We start from the raw sequence: 23,682 nt of genomic DNA on the forward strand, positions 1-23,682 counted from the left end.
GGTGGCGCTTTTTCTTTATTTGCTTCAAAAAGAGCGTAAATACATCCATTTTGCAAAATAAGTAAGGAAAAATTTTCGTCAAAAAGGTGTCACCTTCAGTTCCTAGACTGGCTCCGTGATCAGTTATCCGAGACGACAGCTATGGTCGAAGGAATACAGGAGCAGTGGCAGCCAGCCTGGATTTTGGCTCCCGAAAACGCCCACTACGGCGAGAACCTGGAATACGAGGCAGACTTTCTGGCCTTGATGCAGGCTTTGCAAGTACAGGGCGAGCAGCAGTTTGGCCAAACCATTATCCCGGCTCAGGTTCCGGACTGGACGCGCATCGTGCGCTTGGTGCAGGACTTGCTGGACCGCTCGGCAGATATTCGCTTGCTGGTGGTACTGGCCCAGGCGAGATTGCAGACAGGTGGATTGCCCGCCTTGGTGGAGGTGTGCGACTGGCTGTTGAGCGCCCTGCAACAAGGCTGGGAGCACGTTCATCCGCGTCTGCACGACGATGGCGAGCTGGACCCCTTGCCGCGCGTCAATGCGCTGGCCGGGCTGTCGGCTATTGATGGTCTGGGTCGCCTGATGCGTGAGGCTCCTGTGGTCAGCCTGGGGCATCGTCAACTGAATTTACGTGAAGTCGGCTATGTGCTGGATGGTAGCCAGAAAGATAGCGGCCTGCCGGGTCGTGACCGTCTGGTCGAAGAGTTGCGCCGTGCCTTTGCCGCCGGCCAAAGTCAGACCGTGGCCTTGAGTCGTTTGCGTCAGTTCCGCCAGGAGCTGGAGGCCCTGGTGCATCGTCATCTGGATGCCGAGTGGTCCGTGCGTCTGGACGGAGCCTGGGACACCGTGGAAGCCGCCTGCGCAGTGCTGGACGCGGCAACCTCACTATCTGTCCCTTCCGCTCCCGAGCCTGTGCAGGCAAGCGACCCCACCATTCCTGTGCTCCCGCAACCTGCTCATCAGGTACCCCCGGTGATGGGCTTGGCGAGTTGGCAAAACCTGCATGTTTCATCCCGCGAAGAGGTGGTGTTGTTGCTGGACAAGCTGGTGGCGTATTTCGAACAGCACGAACCCAGCCATCCTGCCCCTTTGCTGCTGCGTCGTGCCCAGCAACTGGTGCCCATGGGTTTTCACGAGCTGATTCGTGATCTGGCACCCGCCGCCTGGGATCAGATCCAGGTTTTCATGCCTCGATCCGAAGCGGCCTCTGCCGCTTCTTAATTCCATAAATCAACTGGAGAAGACCTGATGTCTGTGAAATCCAATTCTGGCAGCGGCCAGAAATTCCTTGGGCGCAATCGGGCTCCGCGTGTGCAAATTGAGTACGACGTTGAACTGTACGGCGCCGAGCATCGTGTGCAACTGCCTTTCGTGATGGGTGTGCTGGCGGATCTGGCCGGGCACAACACGGAGAGCCAGCCGGAGCTGGGCGAGCGCAAGTTTATGGAAATCGACGTGGACAACTTCGATGACCGCATGAAGTCCATCGCACCCAAGCTGAACATGCAGGTTCCCAACAGCCTGAAGGGCGATGGCGTGCTGGGTGTGGAAGTGTCTTTTGACTCCATGGACAGCTTTTCCCCGGCTGAACTGGCCCGTCAGATCGAACCTCTGGCCCGCCTGCTGGAAGCTCGTACACAGCTGGCGAATTTGCTGACTTATATGGATGGCAAAAGCGGGGCGGAAGAACTCTTGTCCCGTCTCCTGCAGCAGCCCGAACTCTTGCGCGCCCTGGCTGGCCGCCCGCCCCAGGCCCTGACGATGGACGAGTCTCAGTCCGATCAGGACAACGAGCCCAAAGCATAAGGAGCCCGCCCCATGACTTCCACCCAGACCTTGACCGCAACTCGCGATACGGCCCAATTGGATGAACTGTCCAGCCTGTTGCAGCAGGAGTTTCGCCCCAAAACCGAGCAGGCCCAGCAGGCGGTTGAATTTGCCGTCACCACGCTGGCCGAGCAGGCGTTGGACCAGTCCGTGACCTTGAGCGACGACGCTTATCAAACCATTCAGGCAGTGATTGCCCAGATCGATCAGAAGATGACCGAGCAGATCAATCACATCCTGCATCACCCCGAATTTCAGCGCCTGGAAGGAGCATGGCGTGGCCTGCACCATCTGGTCAGCAATACCGAAACTGATGAGCTGCTGCGTATCCGTGTGATGCCTGCCACCAAGAAGGAATTGGCGCGCAACCTGAAGCGCTACAAAGGCGTGGCTTGGGATCAAAGCCCCTTGTTCAAGAAAGTGTACGAACAGGAATACGGCCAGTTTGGTGGCGAACCCTTTGGTTGCCTGGTGGGGGATTATCACTTCGACCACAGCCCGCCTGATGTGGAAATGCTGGGTGAGCTGGCTCGTATCGGCGCTGCCGCGCATAGCCCCTTTATCGCCGGTGCTGCGCCGTCCGTGATGCAGATGGAATCCTGGCAGGAGTTGGCCAATCCGCGTGATCTGACCAAGATTTTTTCCAATACCGAGTACGCCGCCTGGCAAAGCCTGCGCGAATCTGATGATGCCCGTTATCTGGGCCTGGCCATGCCGCGTTTTCTGGCGCGCTTGCCCTATGGCGCACGTACCAACCCGGTTGATGAGTTCGACTTCGAGGAAGACACCGACGGAGCCAGCCATGACCGCTACACCTGGGCCAACTCGGCCTACGCCATGGCGGTCAATATCAACCGATCCTTCAAGCATTTTGGCTGGTGCACGGCAATTCGCGGAGTGGAGTCGGGCGGTGCGGTCGAGAACCTGCCTTGCCATACCTTCCCCACGGACGATGGCGGTGTGGACATCAAATGCCCCACGGAAATTGCCATCAGCGACCGCCGCGAGGCCGAGCTGGCCAAGAACGGATTCATGCCCTTGGTACACCGCAAAAACTCCGATTTTGCGGCCTTTATCGGCGCCCAGTCCTTGCAGAAGCCCCAGGAGTACTACGACGCAGACGCTACCGCCAATGCCCGTTTGGCTGCGCGCTTGCCGTATCTGTTTGCCTGCTGCCGTTTCGCGCATTACCTGAAGTGCATTGTGCGCGACAAGATCGGTTCCTTTCGCGAGCGCGACGATATGGAGCGTTGGCTAAACAGCTGGATCATGAATTACGTGGACGGCGACCCGACCAACTCTTCGCAGGAAACCAAGGCACGCAAACCGCTGGCCGCCGCCGAAGTCTCGGTGCAGGAAGTGCCGGACAACCCCGGTTATTACGCTGCCAAGTTCTTCTTGCGCCCGCACTACCAGCTGGAAGGCCTGACGGTTTCCCTGCGCCTGGTGTCCCGCTTGCCGTCACTGAAAGGCGAGCAGAACTGATTCCCACCCTGGCCTTTTGATGGCCTTATTCGACCTCCAAGGAGAAAAGCGTGTCTGTTGATATGTTCATGAAAATTGAAGGCGCCAATGGCGAATCCAAAGACTCCAACCACAAGGATTGGACCGATATCCAGTCCTTTTCGTGGGGTGCCTCGCAACCGGGTAGCATGAGCTCGGGCGGTGGCGGTGGCCAGGGCAAGGCCAATTTCAACGATCTGCATGTGGTCGCCCGCATCGACAAGGCTGCGCCTGCCGTGATGAAGCACTGCGCCAGCGGCAAGCACCTGGGCAAGGTGGAGCTGTCGGTGTGCAAGGCCGGTGGCGAGCAGGTGGAATACTCCAAAATCACCCTGGAAGAAGTGCTGGTGACTTCGGTTCAGCTCAATGCCGAGCGCGATGTGGAAAGCGTAATGGTCAATTACTCCTTCCAGGCCGCACGCGTCAAACAGCAGTACTGGGAACAGTCCGACCGCGGCAGCAAAGGTGCTGAAACGCTGGTGGCCTGGGACATCAAGCAGAACAAAGAAGCCTGATCGGGCTTGGGTTTTCAGGCAGGGCCGCTATGGACCGCTTTCGCTTACCGGGACGCCGCGGGGCCGCGCTGATGCGCGGTCAGGCGGATCGCTTGCAACCTTGTCTGCTGGACAGGCTGACCGACGAGCGGCCCGATCAAACCTGGGAGCCTCCTCAGCCCATGAGCCAGTACCAGATGCGTCAGGCGGTATTGCGCGATCTGGGTCATTTGCTCAACACGCCCAATCAGGGGGCCACCCCCTTGATGCAGGCCTTGGCTCATGTGCGCCGCTCCTGCCTGAACTACGGCATGAGCCCGCTGGCGGGCAAGACCATGAGCGAGGTGGAGTGGCTGGATGTGGAAGAAGCGCTGCGTACCGCCATCCTGCATTTCGAGCCGCGTATTCTGCCCGATACCTTGCAGGTGCATTGTCTGGATCACAGGGCTCAGCGCGATTTGCATAACGTCTTGAGCTTGCGTATTCAGGGCCATGTCTGGTGCGAGCCGTATCCGCAGGAATTCTTGCTGCGCACCAGTATTGATCTGGAAAGCGGGCAGTTGGACCTTGAAGAGAGTTACGCGTCGGGATGAATCCGGAGCTGCTGCATTACTACAACCGTGAATTGGCTTACCTGCGCGAGCTGGGAGCCGAATTTGCGCAAGCCTACCCCAAAGTGGCGGCCCGTCTGGGTGTGCACGATACGGCGGTGGCTGACCCCTATGTCGAGCGTCTGCTGGAAGGATTCAGCTTTCTGACGGCTCGCATTCAGATGAAGATGGACGCGGAATTCCCCCGTCTAAGCCAGCAATTGCTGGATGTGATTCAACCTTCCTGGTTGATGCCCACCCCCAGTATGGGACTGGTGCAGTTTCGTCCCAGCATGAGCGAAGGTGCTCTGGCCAAAGGCTTTACCATGCCGCGCCACACCGCCTTGCGCTCCCGTATTCCGGCCGGAGAACAAACCGCCTGCGAGTTTTCTACTTGCCATGCCGTGGACTTGTGGCCCATGAGCTTGTCGCAGGTACGTTTAGGGGATGTGGCGGCTGATCTGCCTCTGGCGGCTTTAGGTAGCCGACAGGCCGCACAAGCCCGTTCGGCTTTGAAACTGGACTTCACGGTGCATGGCGGTTTGACACTGGAGGAGCTGGCTCTGGATGAGCTTAGCCTGCATCTGGACGGCCCGGAATCTGACAGCAGCTTGCTGCTGGATGCCTTGCTGCGGCAGGCGTTGGGGGTGTTCATCCAAATGGAGGACGAGGCCCCACAATTTCTGGCTACGTCTGATTGTCTGAAACACGATGGCCTGGAAGATGATCAAGCCATCTTGCCCATGGTGTCTCACGAGTTCTCCGGCCATCGCTTGCTGCGGGAGTATTTCGCCTTGCCGGGCCGTTTTGCTTTTGTACGGCTGCGTGGTCTGCAAGCAGCTATCGCCAGAGGACGTGCGCAGGAGCGAAAAAGCCGCCGCTGGAGCCTGCATATTGTCCTTAAGCAGGCTTGGCCCGATCTGGCGGCACGCGTTGGCCCTGGCCATGTGCGTTTGTATTGCACACCGGTCGTGAATTTATTTCGTCGACGCAGTGAACGCATGGCCTTGCGCCCTCAGGCAACAGATCATCATGTGGTCATGGACAGAACGCGTCCCATGGACTTTGAAGTTTGCTTGATGGAGCAAGTGCAAGGACATGGCCGACAGGGAACAGACGATGTGCTGTTTCGCCCCTTGTATGCCAGCACGGCGCAGGATGCAGGACGCTATGGCAGTTACTACACTGTGCGACGCGAACCGCGTGTCGTGTCTGATACCCAGAAACGCTGGGGTGGCCGCAGCAGTTATGGCGGTAGCGAAGTGTATTTATCGCTGGTGAATCAGCACGAGCAGTCCGAGTTTTTCGGCATGAATCAGATCAGTGTCACAGCCTGGTGCAGCAACCGTGATTTGCCCTTGCTGCTGCCGCGCTCGCCCGAGTCTGACTTCAGCCTGCAAGTCTCGGCGCCCGTAGCTGGTGTCAGTTTATTGGGTGGTTTGACCCGTCCTCGACCTGCATCAACCGGCGGCCGTCAGGCCTGGGATTTGATTTCACAGATGAGTCTGGCCCAGTTGGGTGTGGCCCAGTCCGACCCTAAGCAGGCAGCAGGACGCTGGCGTGCCTTGCTGGCCCCGCATGTGGACAGCGCGGATGCCGGTGCCTTGCGTCAGTTGGCTTCCATTGTGGCGGTGCAGGCGCGGCCTGTGCAGAGGGCCATGCCGGTGCCAGGACCCTTGGTGATGGCGCGTGGCGTGCATTTTGAGGTCACGCTGGACCAAAGCGGTTTTCCCGGTGGCCGTCCTTTTGTTCTGGCCGCCGTGCTCAGTCGTTATCTGGCCCGTCATGTCAGCCTGAACAGTTTTGTCTCTACCCAGTTTCGTTCCGAGACAGGGGTGGAACTGGGAGCGTGGGGGCCGCAAGCAGGTACGCGGGCGGTGCTGTGAACCGGGCCGAGCAGGAACAGCTAAAGCCCCAGGCTTCTTTGGAAGAGCTGGGCCGGATCATTCAGCAATGGCCTTATGGCCATGATCTGTTTCGGGTTTTGCGGGCCGTCGATGCCTTGCAAGCCGCCCAGGGCCAACCTCGTTTGGGAACCGCGCCTACGCCTCGCCAAGAAAATGTGCGGGTAGGCCAGCCGCCTAGTTTGGCTTTTGCGGCCTCCAGTGTGCAAACCGCTCGTTGGGACGATGAACAACTGCATCTGGATGTGCAGGGCTTTGGTTTGTGGGGGCCCAATGGCCCTTTGCCGCTGCACATGACGGAGTACTTTTTTCAGCGTAGTCGCAACTTTGGTGACCGTGCTGGTGTGGCCTTTCTGGACCAGTTTCACCACCGTCTGTTTTTACTGTTTTTCAGAGCCTGGGCACAAGCGCAAGCGGTTTGTGATCTGGAACATGATCAGGATGGTTTTACGCGCTGGCTGGCCAGCTTGGCCGGAGTCGGGAGCCCGAGCGAATCGGCTCCCATGAGCGACCATGCGGTCCATTTTCAGGCACCCGCGCTGGCGTCTCAAACCCGTAGCGCGCCTGCTTTGCAATCGCTTCTAGCCAGCTATTTCCAACTGCCCGTCAGCATTCAGCAGAACGTGCCGGTTTGGGTAGCGCTGGATGATCAAACCCAGGTTAGCCTGGGTCGCAGTTGTTCGGGGCTTGGGAAGAATTCCGTTCTGGGTGCACGTATTCTGGATGTGCAGCAAACCATACGAATACGGATTGGCCCTTTGAGTCGGCAGGACTATGGCCGCTTCTTGCCAGGTCGTCCGGCCTGGCGGCAATTGCGCTATTGCCTGGCTTTGTATCTGGGCTTGGAGTGGTCGGTTCAGTTGCAACTGGTGCTGCAAGCCAGCGAACAGCCTGATCTGGGTTTGGGGGCGGGCTTGGGCCTGGGCCAGGAAACCTGGCTGGGCTCGCCCGGCACGCAGGACAGAGCGGATCTGTGCCTGTTTCTGGACAGCCGTCCAGATTGGCAAGATCCGCGCAGCTAAGGCCTAGGCCTGACGCATTCCCTGCAAAAGATCGAACTCGTTTTCCTTGTCGGACAAGGTGCTGACCCACTCCGGGGCGCGACCCAACTCTGGCTGCCAACTGGCTGCCGGAGTGGTGCTGGGTGAGCTGGCTGGTTTGGCTGCTGTATCGAAGGGGTGCTTGTCCGAGGGCGCAGGCATGGGACCACCGACCGGGACCATGCCGGGAACATGCAGATCTGCGAAAGGATCGGCCGCCGGCGCAGCTGCCAAAGGCGTTTCATCCTGTGTGACGGGGCTGACTCCCGATTCCACCTGGTAGTGCATTTCCCCCAAGGTCAGGCGATCCCCATTTTGCAAGGTCTTGACCTGTGCCAGTGCCAATTCGATGCCATTCACGGCGACCTGACCGTCTGAGCTGGCTCGTTGAATCGTCAGCACATCGTGCTGGCGACGCAGGTAAGACAGCACGGGCGGCGTTTGATTGTTATCGGGCAAAACCAGGTCAGCCTGAGTCCAGGAACCGCAGACCAGACCGGGTTCAGGAACAGGGCGCGCGGCTCCACCGGACTCTGCTTGCAAACGCCAATCTACAGCTGTGCTCATGGCTGTGCTCCTGCCACTTTTTCATAAACCGGGCCCCAGGTGGGGTGACCGCGCTCGGCCTGGGCCAGGGTAAAGCCAGGGTCTACAGCCCGTGCCTGCTTGAAACGCTCTTCACACAAAAAAGTGTAGTCGCGCACGCAAAAGCTGAAGGCCTGCAGTTTCAAGGCTTCGCTGTATTGATTGGGTGCGGCAGCAGGCAGGGTGCTGGAGCGGCCCACTTGCCGGATCACGGTGCTGTAGTCACCTTCATTAAAGGCAGAGCGTATTTGCTCCAGTTCAGCTTCGGCAGCCGGGCTGAAAACAGCCACTGGCTTGTTCTGGGTTTGGGCGCAGGCTGTCAGTAAAAGGGCCAGAGCCGGAACGATCAGGCGGGCAGGTAAATACATGGCAGGAAAAAGAAAAGTTGTACTTGCCCTCAAGACTAGGAAAGGAAAAAGACAGCCACATGACATGACGCGGACGGTTTTGTAAGAGTTGTTGCGCAAGGGTAAGCACCGAAACACCCCGTGTCCTTAACAAAGTTGTCGCATTCATGCTTTTAGATGGGGCGCATTGCCATTCAAGGAGACATCGTGACCGCTTGCCGATTGCTTCGTTTGTGTTCGTTGCTGATGCTGGGTTTGCTGGCCTCGTGTGCGTCCACCTCCAGTCGCATGGCCGTGCCCTACGAGATTGTTCTGACTGCGGATGAACAGCTCAACCCGGATGCCACGGGTCGGCCCTCCCCGGTACAGGTGTTTGTGTTCGAGCTGCGCTCGGGCAGCACCTTTGAATCCCGGGACTTCTTTGCCTTGCAGTCTGACCCGCAACAAGCCTTGCAGGCGGATCTGCTCAATGTGGAGCAGATCGTGCTGCGCCCCGGCCAGACTCATACCTTCAAAAGGCCAGGCGATTTGCAAGCCACTGCTGTTGGCGTGGTCGTAGGGTATCGCGAGCTGGATGCCAGTGTGTGGCGTGTCCTCTTGCCGCTGCCCGAGTCGCGCACCACCAATATCTACAAGTTCTGGCAGTCGGCCCCGGACGCCGTCCAGGTCAGTCTGCAATTACGCAAGAACGCCATTCATGTCGTTGATTGATGGGCGTGGAACGGATTATTTCAATGGATAAAGTCATTTGGACCGAAGGGCTGTTTTTACGGCCTCAGCATTTTCAGCAGATGGAGCGCTATCTGGAGCACTATGCCCACGCCGGAAGGCGGGCTGCGCAGCCATTTTGCTGGGGCTTTGAAACCTTGAGTCTGGACGAACAGGCCCTGAGTATGGGCAGTGTCGCATTGCGCGAAGCGCACGGCTTGTTGCCGGATGGCACGCCCTTTGATTGCAGGCCGGGAGCGATTCAGATTGTGGCCTGGACAGCCCCCGAAGTGGTGCGTCCCGAGCGTCTGATGCTGGTGCTGCCTCGTCGTCAGGCCGGGCGGGCAGAGATTCAGTTTGATGGGCACAGCTCGCGTCGTTCGCGTTATGTGGTCAGCGAGCAGGATTTGTATGACAGCAGTGGTTTGTCACCTGAACCGTGCCTGTCGCAACTGGGGCGTTTGCAGCCTGTTTTGCTGCCCGAATCCGAGGTGTATGAAGACAGTGTTGCCATGCCCGTGGCCCGCATTCTGGAGCGCAGACCCGACCGCTCGCTGGTGTTGGACCCGGATTTCATTCCCCCTATCTTGTCCATTCAGGCCCATGCCCGGCTAAGTGCTCTAAGCGCGGATGTGCAGGCTTTACTGCAGGCCCGTGCCCAAGCTTTGGCAGAACGTCTGGGGCCGGGAGGGCGCGGGCAGGGCGATGTAGCCGACTTCATGATGCTGGAGCTGGTCAATCGCTATCGGGCTGTCTTGTGGGCCATGGAGCAGCGCATACACGTACATCCTTGCGAGCTGTATCAGGCCTGGATGGAATTGCATGGTGCTTTGGCTACCTACACCCAGGACGGGCGTCAGCCGCTGATCTGGCCTTCCTATCAGCATGACGATCTGGCCCAGTCCTTCTTGCCGCTAGTGCTGGAGTTGCGCCGTGCTCTGTCCGTGGTCCTGGAGCAGCAGGCCGTGTCGATTGCGCTGGAGGACAAGGGGCAGGGCGTACGTCTGGCCCAGATTGCGGATCGTGCGCTCTTGCGACAAGCGGGTTTTGTGTTGGCCGTGCAGGCCGATTTGCCCGCCCAAACCGTGCGGCAGCATTTTGCGGCACAGGTGAAATTGGGGCCGGTAGAACGCATCCGCGATCTGGTGCATCTGCAATTGCCGGGCATCGGTTTGCAGCCTTTGTCTGTCGCGCCACGAGCCTTGCCGTATCACGCAGGATTCACCTACTTCGAGCTGGAAAAAGGCGGCGAGCTGTGGCGTCAGCTGGAGCAGAACGGCGCATTAGCCCTGCATTTGGCCGGAGACTTTCCTGGCCTGCAACTTGAGTTTTGGGCGATACGCCGCTGATCCGGAGCATGGCTATGAACGAGACAGTTTCCTGGAGTAACGGCCCGGTCCCGGACGAGCGCCGATCGCGGGCGGATGCGCCACGCTTTGTTGCGCAAGGGGCCAATCCCTTGCTGGAGGCCGCCAACCCTTTGCTGGTGATGGTGTCCGATATACGCCGCAGTGCCCGACATGCAGACCCGGCGGGTCTGCGTGCCAAGCTGGTCGCTGAAATCCGTCAATTTGAATTGCGCGCTCAGGCCGTGCCAGTGGCCAATGAAACCATTTTGGCGGCGCGCTACTGCCTGTGTACGACCCTGGACGAGGCGGCTGCGCTCACCCCTTGGGGGCAGGCCGGAGTCTGGTCCTCGCACACCTTGCTGGTCACTTTTCACAACGAGACCTGGGGCGGGGAGAAGTTCTTTCAGCTTCTGGATAAATTGATGCAAAGCCCGGCGGCGCATTTGCAGCTGCTGGAGCTGATGTATTTCTGCCTGGCTTTAGGTTTTCAAGGCCGCTATCGCGTGCATGAGCAGGGCGCCAGCCAGCTGGAAACCGTGCGCCAACGACTGTACATGAGCTTGCGCCAGTATGGACAGACGGTGCCAGCCGCTCTGTCCCCGCATTGGCGCGACAACCCGGCGCAGAAAGTTGGCAAGCCTTTGCCTGTGCCTATCTGGGTGGCCGTTTGTGTGGCCTTGCTGCTGTGCTTGTTGATGTATCTGGGTACCAGTCTGTTGCTGAACCGGCAGTCTGATCGGGCTTTCGAGGACATTGTGGCTTTGCGCCTGCCGGCCTTGCAGACACAGGGCCAACCACCGTCCAGTGGCGTTGCGCCGCAGGCACCCTTGGCCTTGGCAGAGCTGCTGGCCCCCGAGGTGGCCGAGGGCCTGCTGACCGTCCGAGATCAGGCCGATCGCAGCGTCATTATCTTGCGAGGTGACGGTCTGTTCGACTCAGGAGCCGACCAGATCCGTGCGCCGCTGCTCCCTGTCATTGCTCGTATTGCGGATGCCGTTGAAGCTGCACCGGGCCTGGTACTGGTGGATGGCTATACCGATAACGTCCCCATACGCAGCGTGCGCTTTCCTTCCAATTTCCATCTTTCGCAGGCACGTGCGGATTCGGTTAAAGCCGTCTTGCAGGAGCGCTTGAGTCAGCCGGAACGTGTACGCGCACAAGGCCGGGCCGATGCTGCGCCTGTGGCAGACAATGGCACCGCTCAAGGTCGGGCACAGAACCGACGGGTGGAGATCACGATCGTGCCCTTGAGCAAGGAGGCCGGGCAATGACACGTCTTTTGAGTCTGGTCTTTAGCCGTAGCGTCTGGACCTTTGTGGGTGTGCTGATCCTGCTGGTGCTGATCTGGTTGCTGGGGCCTTTGTTGGCGATTGGCCAAACCCGGCCATTGGAAACCGAGCTGTCGCGCTGGATTGCGATGGCTGTGGTGGTGGTGTTCTGGTTGCTGCGCTTGTTGTGGCGCAGCTGGCGTGAAGGCCGCTTGAACGCGCAGTTGCTAGGCCAATTAAGCCGCCCGGCGCAGAAGGCATCAGCATCGAGCAATACGGCTACGCCGCATCCTTTGCAAAGCCAGTTTGATGAGGCGATCGAACTGCTCAAGCGGATTCGCTTTGGTTCGCATATGGGCGGACGTTTGCGCTCCTTGCTGTCGCGCCAGTACGTGTATCAATTGCCCTGGTATGTCTTTATCGGGGCACCCGGAGCGGGCAAAACCACGGCGCTGGTCAATTCCGGCTTGCAGTTTCCCTTGTCGGAGCGCTACGGAAAAACGTCGCTGCGAGGTGTAGGGGGCACGCGCAATTGCGACTGGTGGTTTACTGACGAAGCCGTCCTGCTGGATACTGCAGGACGCTACACCACGCATGAAAGTGATCCGGTAGGGGATGAGCAGGAATGGCGTGGTTTCCTGGGCCTGCTCAAGCGCTATCGCCGCAGGCAGCCGATTAATGGCACTTTGTTGACCATCAGCGTGCCCGATTTGTTGTCCAGCACGGCCGCGCAACGTCACGATCATGCGCAGGTCTTGCGCCAGCGCCTGGCCGAATTGCGCGAGCGTTTGGGGATTCAGTTTCCTATCTATGTGCTGGTCACCAAAATGGATTTGCTCCAGGGCTTTCAGGAGTATTTCGACCATTGTGATCGTCAGGAGCTGGAGCAGGTCTGGGGCTTCACCTTGCCTTATGAAAGCTCGCGCGAAGCGGGATTTTCCTTGTCGCATACCTATGGGCGCGAGTATGAGGCCTTGCATCAACGCCTGGAGCGTGGTCTGGCGGCCGTGATGGCCGAGCAGCCCAACGAAAGCGTGCGTGCCGAAGCCTATCTGCTGCCACAACAGTTTGCTCGCCTGGGGCCGGTGCTGGAGGAGTTTCTGGAACAGGTGTTTAGCCAGTCCCGCTTCGAGGCACCACTGTTGCTGCGCGGCGTGTACTTCACCAGTGGTCGGCAAGGAGGTGTGCGTCTGGATCAGGTGCGGGACTCCATGCGCGAGTATCTGGAAGTGGATGTGCAGGCGGATCAAGCGCAGCCGGTGGCCGGTCAGGGCCGCAGCTATTTTCTGACCCAGCTGCTGAAAGAGCTGATCTTTCAGGAGGCCGGTGTTGCAGGCCGCGACGAGCGCTGGGAGCGCCGCGTGCGCTTGCGTCATTTTCTGGTCTACGGTCTGGTGGTGGTGGGTGTGTTGCTACTGGGGCTGGCCTGGAGTCGCAGCTTTCTGTTGAACCGCAGCTATGTGGAGCAGGTTGAAGGACGTGTTCCGCAGGCTCAGCAACAGGCGGACCAAACACAGGTGCTGGATACCACCCCGGCGGTCGGCTTGCTGCCTTTGCTGGATATGTTGTCGTTGCTGCCGCAAAGCGATCAGTTTCCCTTGAATGCGCCCGGTTTGGAGCGGCGCATGGGCCTGTATCAGGGTGACAAGATGAAGGCCGCTGCCGATACCGTTTATCAACGCGCCTTAGAAAAACTGCTGGCCCCCTTGCTGGCGCGTCGTATCGAAACCGTGTTGCGCAGCGAGCAGGCGCAGGACCTGGAGTACGGCTACGAGGCCCTTCGCGCCTATCTGATGTTGTACGACACGCGACGTTATGACGCGGCCCATTTGCAGACCTGGCTGCTGGGCAGTTTGAAGCAGGACTTGCCGGCAGGCTTTACCCAGTCGCAATACGACAGGCTGGAGAGCCATGTTCGTGCCGTGACACAGGCGGGCTTGTTGCTCAATCCCTTCCCGCGCAATGAAGCCCTGATTGAACAAAGCCGGGAGCGTCTGGCGCGTATCAGCCTGGAGCAACGCACATACAGTCGCATGCGCCGCATTCTGGCGGCCACACCTGGACTGATGCCCATGTCTGTTGCAGGCATGGCCGGGCCGTACGCGGCCTCTGTGTTCAAGCGTGAAAGCGGTAAACCGCTAACCGAAGGGGTAGACGGTCTATACACCTACGAGGGTTACTGGACCGTGGTTGAGCCACGCATCGACAGCGAGTTGCAGCAGATGCGTGAGGATGATCGCTGGATTCTGGGGCTGGATACGGGAGCCGGACAGTCCGAGGCGGCGCGTCGTGCGGCAAGCCAGGAGCTGCGTCGTCTGTATCTGCTGGATTATGTGCGTGTGTGGGATGAGTATCTGGCTGACTTGCGCCTGCTGCAAGGCGGCAGCTTGCTGGAAAACATTCAGCTGGCCCGCACCTTGTCCATGGCCGATTCTCCCTTGAAGCAGTTGGTCCAGCAGGTGGCTTTGCAAACTCGTCTGTTGCGAGAGGATGCGCAGCAGGGGGCCTCCTTGGGGGCACAAGCCAAAGTGCGGCTGGACGATACCCGGCAGGCGCTGGAGCAGATGTTTGGCCCGGTCGGGTTGGAGGGTAGTCGTCGTAATGAGCCTCAGGCCAAGCAGGTAGAGGCCATCGTGGATCAGCACTTCGAGCCTTATCACCGCCTGGCTTCCAGTAGTGGCGGGGCACCAGCGCCTATTGATGGAACCCTGGAGTTGCTGGATGAGTTCTATGCTTTTTTGACCTCCTCGGATGCTGCTCTGCGCAGCGCGGGTACACCGCCGCAGTCCAATGTCTTGACCAAGTTGCAGGCAGAGGCAGGTCGGTTGCCTGGGCCTTTACGTGATGCGCTGGATCAGTTTTCGGTAGGTGCTTCTGCCGAGATCGCGTCGCGGACTCAAGCCAGTTTGGGGCAGTTGGTAAACGCCACTATCGGTCAGTTTTGCCGTAGTGCGATTGCGGGGCGTTATCCCTTCGCCGCTCAATCCAGGCAGGATGTCGCACCTAACGATTTTGCCCGCATGTTTGCGCCGGGTGGCTTGATGGATGCCTTTTTTCAAGAGCATCTGATGCACCAGGTGGATATGTCAGGTGGGCGCTGGCGTTTCAAACCGGGCATAGATGGGCAGGCGGCGGCCAACTTCCGTTATCTGGATGCGTTTCAGCGTGCGGCTGTGATTCGGGATGTGTTCTTCCCGGCAGGCAGTAATCAACCGCGTATTGATATGGCGTTCACGCCAGTGCAGCTGGATGCAGAACTGTCGCAAGTGCTGCTGGATGTGGATGGCCAGGTGCTGCGTTATGCCCATGGCCCGCAGGTCGCCATGGGGGTGCAGTGGCCGGGGCCGCGCGGGGGGCGTCAGGTCAGTCTGGAGGCACAGCCACAATCCGAAGGGTCAGGGATGAGGGCGACAGGTGCCTGGGCGTTGTTGCGATTGCTGGACAAGGCACAGCCTGTATCGGGTGCGTCTGCTGGGGCACAGCGCTTGTCTTTTGCTTTGGGGAGTCGTCAGTTTGTGGTGGATGTGGTGGCCAATAGCTCCAGGAATCCGTGGCGTTTGGCGGAGATGAGAGGGTTTAGCTGCCCGGGGAGCCATTGAGATGCGCCAGGATGATTTCGACTCCAGCCCGGTGGTGATGTGGTACGGCAAGATTCCGGCCATGGGGGACTTTGTGCGCAGACGTATGCCCGAGCCGATTTTGTTGCCGTGGGAGCGCTGGTTCAGCAGTGGTGTCAGCCAGATTCGTTCGCCCAGCAAGACGGCTGGAGCCAATATGCCCAGCTCGCCCGTCCATGCCTGGGGATTTCTGATGTCCTTGCCGCATGGGGGTGTGCAAGCAGGGGCGGTTATGCCCAGTCAGGACCGGGTTGGGCGCGAGTATCTGGTGTGCGCTTTGGTGCCTTTGAATGCCGAGCAATGTCGGCGTGTCCGTCTGCCTGTACTGGCCAATATGGTTGAGCAATTGGGCCTGTCCTTGCAGCAAGGGGTGCGGTTTTGCTGGGCGGCAACCCAGTTGGATCAGACTTTGTGTAGTGCCGTGCCTTATGCCGGTTTGCTGGCGGAGAGTGCCGCCGCCCAGTCCGAGCAGCGTGATGCCGGGCAGGACATTCTGGATGTTTTGTATGGCTCTCGTGCGCCGTCTGTGCCACAAGACCCGTGGGCTGTCCTGCAGCCTTGTCTGGAGCCCGGCTCCCACCGTAGTTACTGGTGGTGCCTGGGCATGAACAATCCTAGCTGGCGCAGCGTGACGCACAGTGGCGAGCTAAGTCTGGCTCTGTTTCGGCGCTTGTTCGTGTCAGCAGCAGCGGCAGATGCAGCAAACCGCGCCTATCAACCATGGTGAGACCTTTCATGAAACGTACAAACTCTGCCAAGGATATTCAAGGTCGCCCTTTGGGGCAGATTCTGGACTCTTTGCTGCTGGACCAACGGCTGGTGATTCTGGATCAATTGGCTTTGCAACTGGCCGAGCTGCATGAGAGCCAGGAATGGTATGGCGTGCTGGGGCTGGATACGGTGGTTTTGAGTGATGAAGGTCTGGTTCAGTTATTGCCGCTGGAGCAGAACATGCACAAGCGCAGTCTGGCACAGGCGCGTGCTCAGGGTATGGCCTTTGATGAGCCTTGCGCGGCCCCCGAGCAATATGTGGATGATCCTGTGCGGCCTGCTGGCCCTTGGACGGATGTCTACGCTTATGCGGCCTTGCGCTGGCAACTGACAACGGGCTTTCCTCTGATGGCCGCCCCTTGGCGGCAGTTGAAAGATCCTGTGGTGATGGACGAGGACGCGGACGGTCCGACGCAGGCCATGTTGCAGGGTCTGGCCCTTGACTGGGTGCAGCGGCCTCAGTCCATGGCTTCTTACCGAAGGCTGGAACGATTGGGGCAAGTGCCAGAGCCTGTGCCCGCACATGCTCCCGCTGCGCAAACTATGTTGCCGATTACGCCTGAACGCCGGCCTTCCTTGCCATTGTGGCTGGCGGGCTTGGCAGTAATCGTTCTGGCAGGGCTGGGGGCGGCGTATTGGAGCGGCGATGGCGATACTTCCGGGCCCGCTGTTGCTTCGTCTGATGCCAATCGTCCGGCGGTGGTGGGCGACACGCCTGAGGAGTCCACATCAAGGCCGGGACCGGGATCAATCACGTCGGAGTTGCAGGGCGGGCTGGTAGCGGATGGAGAGTCCAAGCCGAATGATGTGGCTGCTTTGGGTGCAGGGGTGGGGTCTGCCTCCCAATCGGGGCAGCCTTCGGTGGCAGGATCAGATCAGCTTGGGTTGCAGTCGACAGGTGCACAAAATGACTCGGTGGCAGGGCAGCAATTAGCCCAGGCTTCGGGCTCGCAAGCCGCGACAACACCGGAGTTGAAACTGCTGGTCGAGTCGGGAGCTTTGCAGCCTGCTTTGCCAGTTCAAACACAAAACACATCGGATGATGCAGCTCGCCTGGTTTTGGCCGATCATGCTGCCGGAACAGCCGGAACAGCCGGAACAGCCGGAACAGCCGGAACAGCCGGAACAGCCGGAACAGCCGGAACAGCCGGAACAGCCGGAACAGCCGGAACAGCCGGAACAGCCGGAACAACTGACGCCTCTGGAGCTACGGGAGGAGAAGTCGCAGCAACGGGAAGCCCGGGTGTTAGTGAAACCATCGGAGCCGCGGGAAGTGCCGGAGCAACGGGAGCTACTGGGATTAACACGTCTGCTGCTTCAGGAGTTGCCACAAGCACGCAAGCCGAATCCTCAGCACCTTCCGCGCAAGTTGATCATGTGGAACAACTGGAACCTGTCGCTGCCAAGCCCGCGCCACCTGCCAAGGGCACCGTCGCCCTGGATGTACGCCCTTGGGGGGAGGTTTATGTGAATGGCCGCAAGCAAGGTGTCAGTCCGCCTTTGAAGTCCTTGTCTCTGGCTCCAGGCTCGCACCGCATTGTTGTCAAGAATGCGGGCTTGCCGGAGTTCAGCACAACAATACGGGTACGCTCAGGAAAGACGGCCAGCGTCAGTCACGAGTTCAAATAGGCTGCGAGAACCGAGAACCGAGAACCGAGAACCGAGAACCGAGAACCGAGAACCGAGAACCGAGAACCGAGAACCGAGAACGAAGACGCTCGAAGGCGGCGTAGCTGACTTACGTCGTCTTGCGCTTGCCGATCAGCCCTGTAGCCAGCAATGTCCCGAACAGAACGGTACTCATACCGATCAGCATCTGCGCGGTCAGGGCCTCGTCCAGCAGCAAGGCACCCCACAACACCCCAAAAGGTGGCACCAAAAAGGTCACCGTAATGGTTTTGGAGGGGCCGACATTGGACAGAAGGCGGTAAAAAATCAGATAGGCGACGGCCGTGCACAGCAGGGATAAGGACAGCGCAGCCCCCCAGGCATGCAGGCCCGGAAACTGTGCGGGCCACCAGTAAATGGCTGCGGGCAATAGAACCAATGTTGCGCTGACCATGCTGCCTGCTGCTACTGCCTGTGGCTGCACGCCGCGCAGATAGCGGGCGGTAAAGTTGGCGGCAATACCGTAAAACACTGTGGCCAGCAAAGATGCCAGCACAGCCCAGCCTTCGGCGCCTTTATTGAAGCTGAGCTTGTCGTACACCAGAATCAGAATGCCCAGAAAGCCCAGACACAGGCCCAGAATGCGGCTGGGTGTCAGGCGCTCTTTCAACCAGACTCGTGCCACCAGTGCGCCGAACAAGGGAGCCATGGCATTCAAGACGGCCAGCAATCCCGACTCCAGTCGCAAGGCTGCGAAGGCGTATAAGGAGAAGGGCACGGCGGCATTCAGAATGCCCAGCGCAAAGATGGGTTTCCAGTTCGCCAGAAAGATGGGCAAGCGTCCCGTGGCGGTGATGTAGCTCATCAAGGCCAGGGCGCTGACACCGACCCGTATGGCGGTCAGGGGAAAGGGGCCAAAGTCGGGGACCGCTTGCAGCGTAAATAAAAACGAGCCGCCCCAGATGGCGGCCAGCAGGAATAAATCGCGTAAGTCTTTGGGGGACATGGGAGTCAGATTGGTGGCGGCGGTCCGCATGGGCCGCATAACAGAGCCGATTGTAATCCTCTGGTAGCGACCAGGACACTGATGCGGGGCGTTCAAGTGGAAGGTCTGAAATCCCTTGATGCTTTAAACAGACAGCTCGTTGTTCAAAGCCCGTTTCAGGACGTTGAAGACGCGTTTGTCCCCGCATTGAGCGACGTTGAAGCGCAGAAACTGGACAGCATCAGGAGCTTGGCTGAAAACAGGGCCAGGGGCCAGCACGATGCCGTGGGGCAGGCAGGCGCGTGTCAGGCTCAAGGCATCATGCCCGGCGGGCAGGCGCACCCAGAGAAACATGCCCTCGCGGGGGCGCAGCCATGGTGTCAGGCCAAGTTGCTGCAGCTGTGTCACGGCATGATCCATGGCTTTGGAGAGCCGGTATCGAACTCGTTCCAGATGTTTGCGATAGCCGCTGTCGCCAAGCGCGCTGTTCAGAATATGTGAGGCTAGGCGGTTGCTGCTGAAACTGGTGGCGGTACGCAAGTCGACCAGGCTCTCGATCCATGGAGTCTGGGCCGCGATATAACCGCAGCGCAAGGCGGCCGACAGTGTTTTGGAAAAACTGCCTATCTGTACTACGCGGGACAGCCCATCCAGTGCCGCCAGTCGGGTAGCGGGTCGGGTCTCCAGATCTCCGAAAATATCGTCCTCAATAATGTAGAGGTCGGCACGTTGCGCCATGGCCAGCACGCTATGGGCCGTCATGGCCGAAAGACGTGCGCCGGTTGGATTGTGTATGCCTGAATTGGTGATGTACAGGCGGGGTTTGTGTTCTTTAAGGGCAGCCTCAAAGGCCGCCAGATCAGGGCCCTGATGGGTATAGGGCACGCTGGCGATTTTGGCCCGATGCGCTCGCAGCAGCGCATGGAAATTGAAGTAGCAGGGGTCGTCCACCAGGACCGTATCGCCTGGCTCCAGAAAGAAGCGACAAAGCAGGTCAATAGCTTGAGTGCCCGAGTCGGTCAGCATGATGTGATGCGGGGCAGCATCTATTTCGGACTGCACGAGACGACGGGCCAGCATTTGTCGCAAGGGCTCCAGGCCCAGAGGCGAGCCGTAGTCCGTCAAGTCCGCGCTGGGGCTACGGGCGGCCTTACGTAAACCGCGGCGCACTCCTTGGTCATACATCCAATCCGAGGGCAGCCACCCGCAGCCGGGCATCAGGACATCGGCCTCGGCTTCCAGAGATTGGCGCGAGATCCATAAAGGATCGATATCCTTTTCCAGAGCTGGTTCCAGGGCGGCCAAGCTGAGTGGAGCCAAAGGAGCCGTCACATAAAAGCCGGAACCTGCGCGAGCCTCGATCAGACCTTCGGCGGCCAGCCTGCCATAGGCTTCGACAATCGTGGACACCGACACGCCCGCCGATTTTGCTTGTGCGCGTACGGATGGCAGGCGGGTGCCGGGCGGGTAGGTCCGTGCCGCGATGCGTTCACGTACGGATTGCATGATGTGGTCGATACGGGTCAAAGCAGACATGGGGCGGGCTCGGGCACGGTGTACGGGTCTGGTAAGCAGTACAGTTTTTTAAAACTGTACTGTACTGTGCCTGTGTATGCTGGCATAGCTGTGTTGTACTGACAAGCATCTTTGTTGGAGAGTGAATGATGGATAGCAAGGCAGTCAGCTGGCTAAATGGCTTTATAGGCGTAGCAATCTTTGCCGGATCTCTGCCGGCTACACGTGTTGCTGTGCTGGGCATGGATCCTTTTTTTCTGACTGGCGCGCGAGCGGTAGTCGCTGCCTTGTTGGCAGCTGTCTGGTTGCTGATCGGGCGTGTGGCACGGCCAAAGCGATCAGACTTGTTACCCCTGGCCGTGGTTGGTTTTGGTGTCGTGCTGGGATTCCCCTTGTTGACGGCGCTGGCCTTGCAGTACATCACTTCGGCGCATTCTATTGTGTATGTCGCCTTGCTGCCTTTGTGCACAGCCCTCTTCGGGGTGGTCTTGGCCGGAGAGCGGCATAAGCCCGTGTTCTGGCTGTGCTCTGCTTTGGGCTGCTTGCTGGTGATGGCCTATGCCGCGCGAGAAGGTCTGGATGCGGCCTGGCAAGGGGACCTGTATATGCTGGCCGCCGTGGTGGTGTGTGGCTTGGGTTATGCCGAAGGTGGACGTCTGTCGCGTCGTTTGGGTGGCTGGCAAGTTATTTGCTGGGCCCTGGTGCTCTCCTCGCCTTTCATGTTCGTCATGATGCTGTGGTTCTGGCCGCAAACATTCAGCAATGTGAATACAGCAGCTTGGTTAGGTTTCGGCTATGTGTCAGTGTTCAGCATGTTCCTGGGGTTTGTGTTCTGGTATCGGGGGTTGGCGCAGGGCGGGATTGCCGCAGTGGGGCAACTGCAGTTGTTGCAGCCTTTTATGGGCCTGGGACTGGCTGCCGCCTTGCTGGGTGAGTCCGTCAATGCCAGCATGATCTGGGTGACTTTAGGCGCTGCCTTATGCGTAGCCGGTGCGCGGCGCTTTGCCTCCTGATGGCAGAAGCCGGACGATAAAAAACCGGCCTGTCCCATTCATGGACAGGCCGGTTTCAAGACAAGCTGAGCAAGCGTTTTAGGCTTCCGCGTGCTTGGCTGCTTCTACCGCTGCATGCGTATCTTCTTTAGCACCATTAAAGAACAAGTTAAGCAGAACGGCAGCAATCGAGGTCAGCAAGATGCCCGATTCGATCAGCGGGTGAATGGCGTGAGGCATCCACTGCATGTAGTTGGGCGCAACCAGCGGAATCATGCCGACGCCAATGGAGATGGCCACGATCATGGAGTTGTTGCGGTTGGTTTTGTAATCCACGTTGGACAGGATGCGAATACCGGTGGCCGTCACCATACCGAACATCACAATCCCGGCGCCGCCCAGCACCACTGTGGGCAGGGACTCAACCAGGGCAGCCATTTTGGGCAGCAGGCCCAGAATGATCAAAATCACACCCCCGGCCACGCAGACAAAGCGGCTGCGCACGCCTGTCACGGCAACCAGGCCCACGTTTTGCGAGAAGCTGGAGTAGGGGAAGGTGTTGAAAATGCCGCCCAGCAAGGTGCCCAGACCGTCGGTGCGCAGGCCGCGTGCCAGATCTTTCTGATCCACTTTCTTGCCTGTCATGTCGCTAAGAGCCAGGAACATGCCGGTAGACTCAATCAGCACCACAATCATGACCAGCGTCATGGTCGCAATGTGCAGGATATTGAACTTGGGCATCCCGAAGTGGAAGGGCAGAACCAGATCAACCCAAGCTGCATTGGCGACTTTCTCGTAGGTCATGATGCCCATGGCCGAGGCCACAATGGCGCCAATAACAATACCCAGCAAGACGGCCACGTTAGCCAGAAAGCCTTTGGCAAATTTGGCGATCAGCAGGATCGAGGTCAGCACGATGGCGGCAATGCCCAGGCCAGTCAGGTTGGCGTAGCGCGGGTTCGGTACCGTTGCTTTCAAGGCCAGACCTTCTGGAGGTGGGGGCAAGGCCGAGCCGGGCATGGCTGCGGCCGATTGTGCGTGCTGAATCCAGGCCAGGTGGTCGGGGTTGATGACCGTGGGGGCGGTAGGGCCAACAGGGTTACCGAAAATCCAGTTGATCCCCACTCGCATCAGCGTAATGCCGATCATGGCAATAATGGTGCCGGTGACCACAGGCGGGAAAAAGCGCAGCATGCGGCTGACGGCAGGGGCGATGATCATGGTGATGATCCCCGCCCCGATGACCGTGCCAAAGAGTAACTGGGCTCCTTCCTGGCCGGGGTTGGCCTGTGCCATGGAGACCATGGGGCCGACAGCGGCGAAGGTCACGCCCATCATGACGGGCAGCTTGATACCAAAATACTGCGTAAAGCCCATCGATTGGATGATGGACACGATGCCGCAGACAAACAGGTCAGCAGCAATCAGGATTGATACTTCTTCAGACGTCAGGTTTAATGCCCGGCCCACAATTAGTGGAACCGCGACGGCACCGGCGTACATTACCAGAACGTGCTGCAAGCCCAGTGCAGCCAGCCTGCCGTTCGGTAATCGTTCGTCGACGGGTGCGGTGGTCGCGTTCGTACCCATGAAATGTCTCCAGAGTGGATTAATTATTAGATGAAGCCATTTCAATGTAACGGCGTGCGACAGCCCTGTCATAAGACAATTCGTATAGAGCCTAGGTGGACCTAGCTATAGATGAGGGATAACCCCCAAAAAAAGCGTCCTGATTCGGGTGTTTTTGATGCAGCTAAGGGAAAACACTGCTTTGGTGGCACATGGTCAGGTCTGGGTGTGAACTCGTTGTATATCGGCACCAATAACGGTTTTGCGCTCGTTGCGGGCCTGTCGTCTTTGTATCAAAAATGAGTTTTTGAATACGACCGGAGGGTCTTTTCTTCCCTGCAACAAGGCCTGCAAGTGTCAGTTATGACTGGCTTGTAAGTTGCCTGATAGTCCCGAAGAAGCTTGTTTGGCGCCTTTAGCGCAGCATCGGATTGTTACAGTGAACCGCTGCTCCATTTCAATTCTTTATGGATTAGAACAACTGCGTAATGGTAACATTCCCAACTGCTAATCTTTTTGCGGTGCAGCAGCGTTCTGCCAAGCGAGAAGAGTTTTCTAGGTAGACAACGGTCTTTGTTCAAGATTGAATTAAAAGTTTCATTTTGCTCAAGGTGGCGGCGAAATGAAAATACCTTTGAAATTTTGCCTAGTAGCTTGATTAGACTGCCTTGGTAAATTATCCCAAGGCTTTGTTATTTTTTCAAACACTCGTTTTGTTGTTAACAATAAATAGAACAATATTGTCAGTGGATATTTAATTTGGATATTTTATTTTTTGCACAGATGCTTAAATAAAAACCGAAAATAAATATTATCAAATTGCATGAGGTTTATATAAATTCCATGTAATTATGGTTTGTAAATCATAGTAACTGGACGTAAATTTCGCCATTGTTTACTGGTGTGCTTCCTGCGACACGGCTATGTCAGAAGTCGCTGTCCGAAATAGCGTTTTATCAAATATGACTATTCCGTGCTCCGCGTTGACAGGGCAAGTCAGTAAAGATCGAAAGGGTAGG

The 23,682-nt window shown here is 58.4% G+C and carries 19 protein-coding genes; 14 read left to right on the plus strand and 5 right to left on the minus strand.

Annotated elements, in window-relative coordinates:
* Positions 1 to 141: 141 nt before the first annotated feature.
* The 7 genes from tssA to tssG are packed head-to-tail and all read left to right on the plus strand — an operon-like array spanning position 142 to position 7,331.
* Entirely contained in the window at positions 142 to 1,212 is a 1,071-nt protein-coding gene (gene tssA, locus ACFPDR_RS01110; RefSeq protein WP_376910226.1) for a type VI secretion system protein TssA, read from the plus strand.
* A 27-nt stretch (positions 1,213 to 1,239) separates the two neighbouring features.
* Entirely contained in the window at positions 1,240 to 1,797 is a 558-nt protein-coding gene (tssB, locus tag ACFPDR_RS01115; protein WP_088451872.1) for a type VI secretion system contractile sheath small subunit, read from the plus strand.
* A 12-nt stretch (positions 1,798 to 1,809) separates the two neighbouring features.
* On the plus strand, positions 1,810 to 3,303 hold the full coding sequence (gene tssC, locus ACFPDR_RS01120) for a type VI secretion system contractile sheath large subunit (RefSeq protein WP_009455530.1): 1,494 nt from the start codon (positions 1,810 to 1,812) through the stop codon (positions 3,301 to 3,303).
* Positions 3,304 to 3,353: 50 nt separating this feature from the next.
* The gene (locus ACFPDR_RS01125) at positions 3,354 to 3,836 is read left to right on the plus strand and encodes an Hcp family type VI secretion system effector (protein WP_035270090.1); all 483 of its coding nucleotides are present in this window, start codon (positions 3,354 to 3,356) and stop codon (positions 3,834 to 3,836) included.
* Positions 3,837 to 3,865: 29 nt separating this feature from the next.
* On the plus strand, positions 3,866 to 4,408 hold the full coding sequence (gene tssE / locus ACFPDR_RS01130; protein WP_021447237.1) for a type VI secretion system baseplate subunit TssE: 543 nt from the start codon (positions 3,866 to 3,868) through the stop codon (positions 4,406 to 4,408).
* A complete protein-coding gene (gene tssF, locus ACFPDR_RS01135) occupies positions 4,405 to 6,291 on the plus strand; it encodes a type VI secretion system baseplate subunit TssF (RefSeq protein WP_376910229.1) in 1,887 nt (628 codons plus the stop codon). The genes tssE and tssF overlap by 4 nt, the downstream gene beginning before the upstream one ends.
* Complete coding sequence (tssG, locus tag ACFPDR_RS01140; RefSeq protein WP_251196674.1) at positions 6,288 to 7,331, plus strand: type VI secretion system baseplate subunit TssG; 1,044 nt, start codon at positions 6,288 to 6,290, stop codon at positions 7,329 to 7,331. Before tssF ends, tssG begins: the two co-directional genes overlap by 4 nt.
* A 3-nt stretch (positions 7,332 to 7,334) precedes the next feature.
* On the opposite strand, the gene ACFPDR_RS01145 is transcribed toward tssG, so the two are convergent.
* Both ACFPDR_RS01145 and ACFPDR_RS01150 read right to left on the minus strand, forming a co-directional pair.
* Positions 7,335 to 7,916, minus strand: coding sequence for an FHA domain-containing protein (locus tag ACFPDR_RS01145; RefSeq protein WP_376910232.1), 582 nt, complete (start codon positions 7,914 to 7,916; stop codon positions 7,335 to 7,337).
* Positions 7,913 to 8,302, minus strand: coding sequence for a TssQ family T6SS-associated lipoprotein (locus ACFPDR_RS01150; protein ID WP_026483661.1), 390 nt, complete (start codon positions 8,300 to 8,302; stop codon positions 7,913 to 7,915). Before ACFPDR_RS01150 ends, ACFPDR_RS01145 begins: the two co-directional genes overlap by 4 nt.
* 186 nt (positions 8,303 to 8,488) lie before the next feature.
* Between ACFPDR_RS01150 and tssJ the strand changes: the two genes are divergently transcribed.
* From tssJ to ACFPDR_RS01180, 6 genes are read left to right on the plus strand one after another with little or no spacing between them, the layout of a single operon-like run.
* A complete protein-coding gene (tssJ, locus tag ACFPDR_RS01155) occupies positions 8,489 to 8,992 on the plus strand; it encodes a type VI secretion system lipoprotein TssJ (RefSeq protein ID WP_247966309.1) in 504 nt (167 codons plus the stop codon).
* 23 nt (positions 8,993 to 9,015) lie between these two features.
* A complete protein-coding gene (tssK, locus tag ACFPDR_RS01160) occupies positions 9,016 to 10,338 on the plus strand; it encodes a type VI secretion system baseplate subunit TssK (RefSeq protein ID WP_257112596.1) in 1,323 nt (440 codons plus the stop codon).
* A gap of 14 nt (positions 10,339 to 10,352) precedes the next feature.
* Positions 10,353 to 11,609: a DotU family type VI secretion system protein gene (locus ACFPDR_RS01165; RefSeq protein ID WP_115634530.1), complete on the plus strand. Its 1,257-nt coding sequence runs from the start codon at positions 10,353 to 10,355 to the stop codon at positions 11,607 to 11,609.
* The gene (gene tssM, locus ACFPDR_RS01170; protein WP_268379589.1) at positions 11,606 to 15,205 is read left to right on the plus strand and encodes a type VI secretion system membrane subunit TssM; all 3,600 of its coding nucleotides are present in this window, start codon (positions 11,606 to 11,608) and stop codon (positions 15,203 to 15,205) included. Before ACFPDR_RS01165 ends, tssM begins: the two co-directional genes overlap by 4 nt.
* A 1-nt stretch (position 15,206) precedes the next feature.
* Complete coding sequence (gene tagF / locus ACFPDR_RS01175) at positions 15,207 to 15,950, plus strand: type VI secretion system-associated protein TagF (protein ID WP_268379591.1); 744 nt, start codon at positions 15,207 to 15,209, stop codon at positions 15,948 to 15,950.
* 8 nt (positions 15,951 to 15,958) lie between these two features.
* Complete coding sequence (locus ACFPDR_RS01180; protein ID WP_376910237.1) at positions 15,959 to 17,623, plus strand: PEGA domain-containing protein; 1,665 nt, start codon at positions 15,959 to 15,961, stop codon at positions 17,621 to 17,623.
* Between the two features lie 109 nt (positions 17,624 to 17,732).
* Here the strand turns inward: ACFPDR_RS01180 and ACFPDR_RS01185 are convergent, their stop codons facing one another.
* Together ACFPDR_RS01185 and ACFPDR_RS01190 are read right to left on the minus strand one after the other, a co-directional pair.
* Entirely contained in the window at positions 17,733 to 18,647 is a 915-nt protein-coding gene (locus ACFPDR_RS01185) for a DMT family transporter (RefSeq protein WP_083054887.1), read from the minus strand.
* 84 nt (positions 18,648 to 18,731) lie between these two features.
* Positions 18,732 to 20,123, minus strand: a complete 1,392-nt coding sequence (locus ACFPDR_RS01190; protein WP_376910239.1) for a PLP-dependent aminotransferase family protein — start codon at positions 20,121 to 20,123, stop codon at positions 18,732 to 18,734.
* Between the two features lie 128 nt (positions 20,124 to 20,251).
* Here ACFPDR_RS01190 and ACFPDR_RS01195 point away from each other — a divergent pair, with 128 nt between their 5' ends.
* Complete coding sequence (locus ACFPDR_RS01195; protein ID WP_376911055.1) at positions 20,252 to 21,115, plus strand: DMT family transporter; 864 nt, start codon at positions 20,252 to 20,254, stop codon at positions 21,113 to 21,115.
* Between the two features lie 78 nt (positions 21,116 to 21,193).
* Here the strand turns inward: ACFPDR_RS01195 and ACFPDR_RS01200 are convergent, their stop codons facing one another.
* Entirely contained in the window at positions 21,194 to 22,684 is a 1,491-nt protein-coding gene (locus ACFPDR_RS01200; protein ID WP_035270114.1) for a nucleobase:cation symporter-2 family protein, read from the minus strand.
* Positions 22,685 to 23,682 lie beyond the last annotated feature (998 nt).

Source organism: Alcaligenes sp. GCM10023179 (assembly GCF_042653705.1).
Taxonomy (GTDB): Bacteria; Pseudomonadota; Gammaproteobacteria; order Burkholderiales; family Burkholderiaceae_B; genus Alcaligenes; species Alcaligenes phenolicus.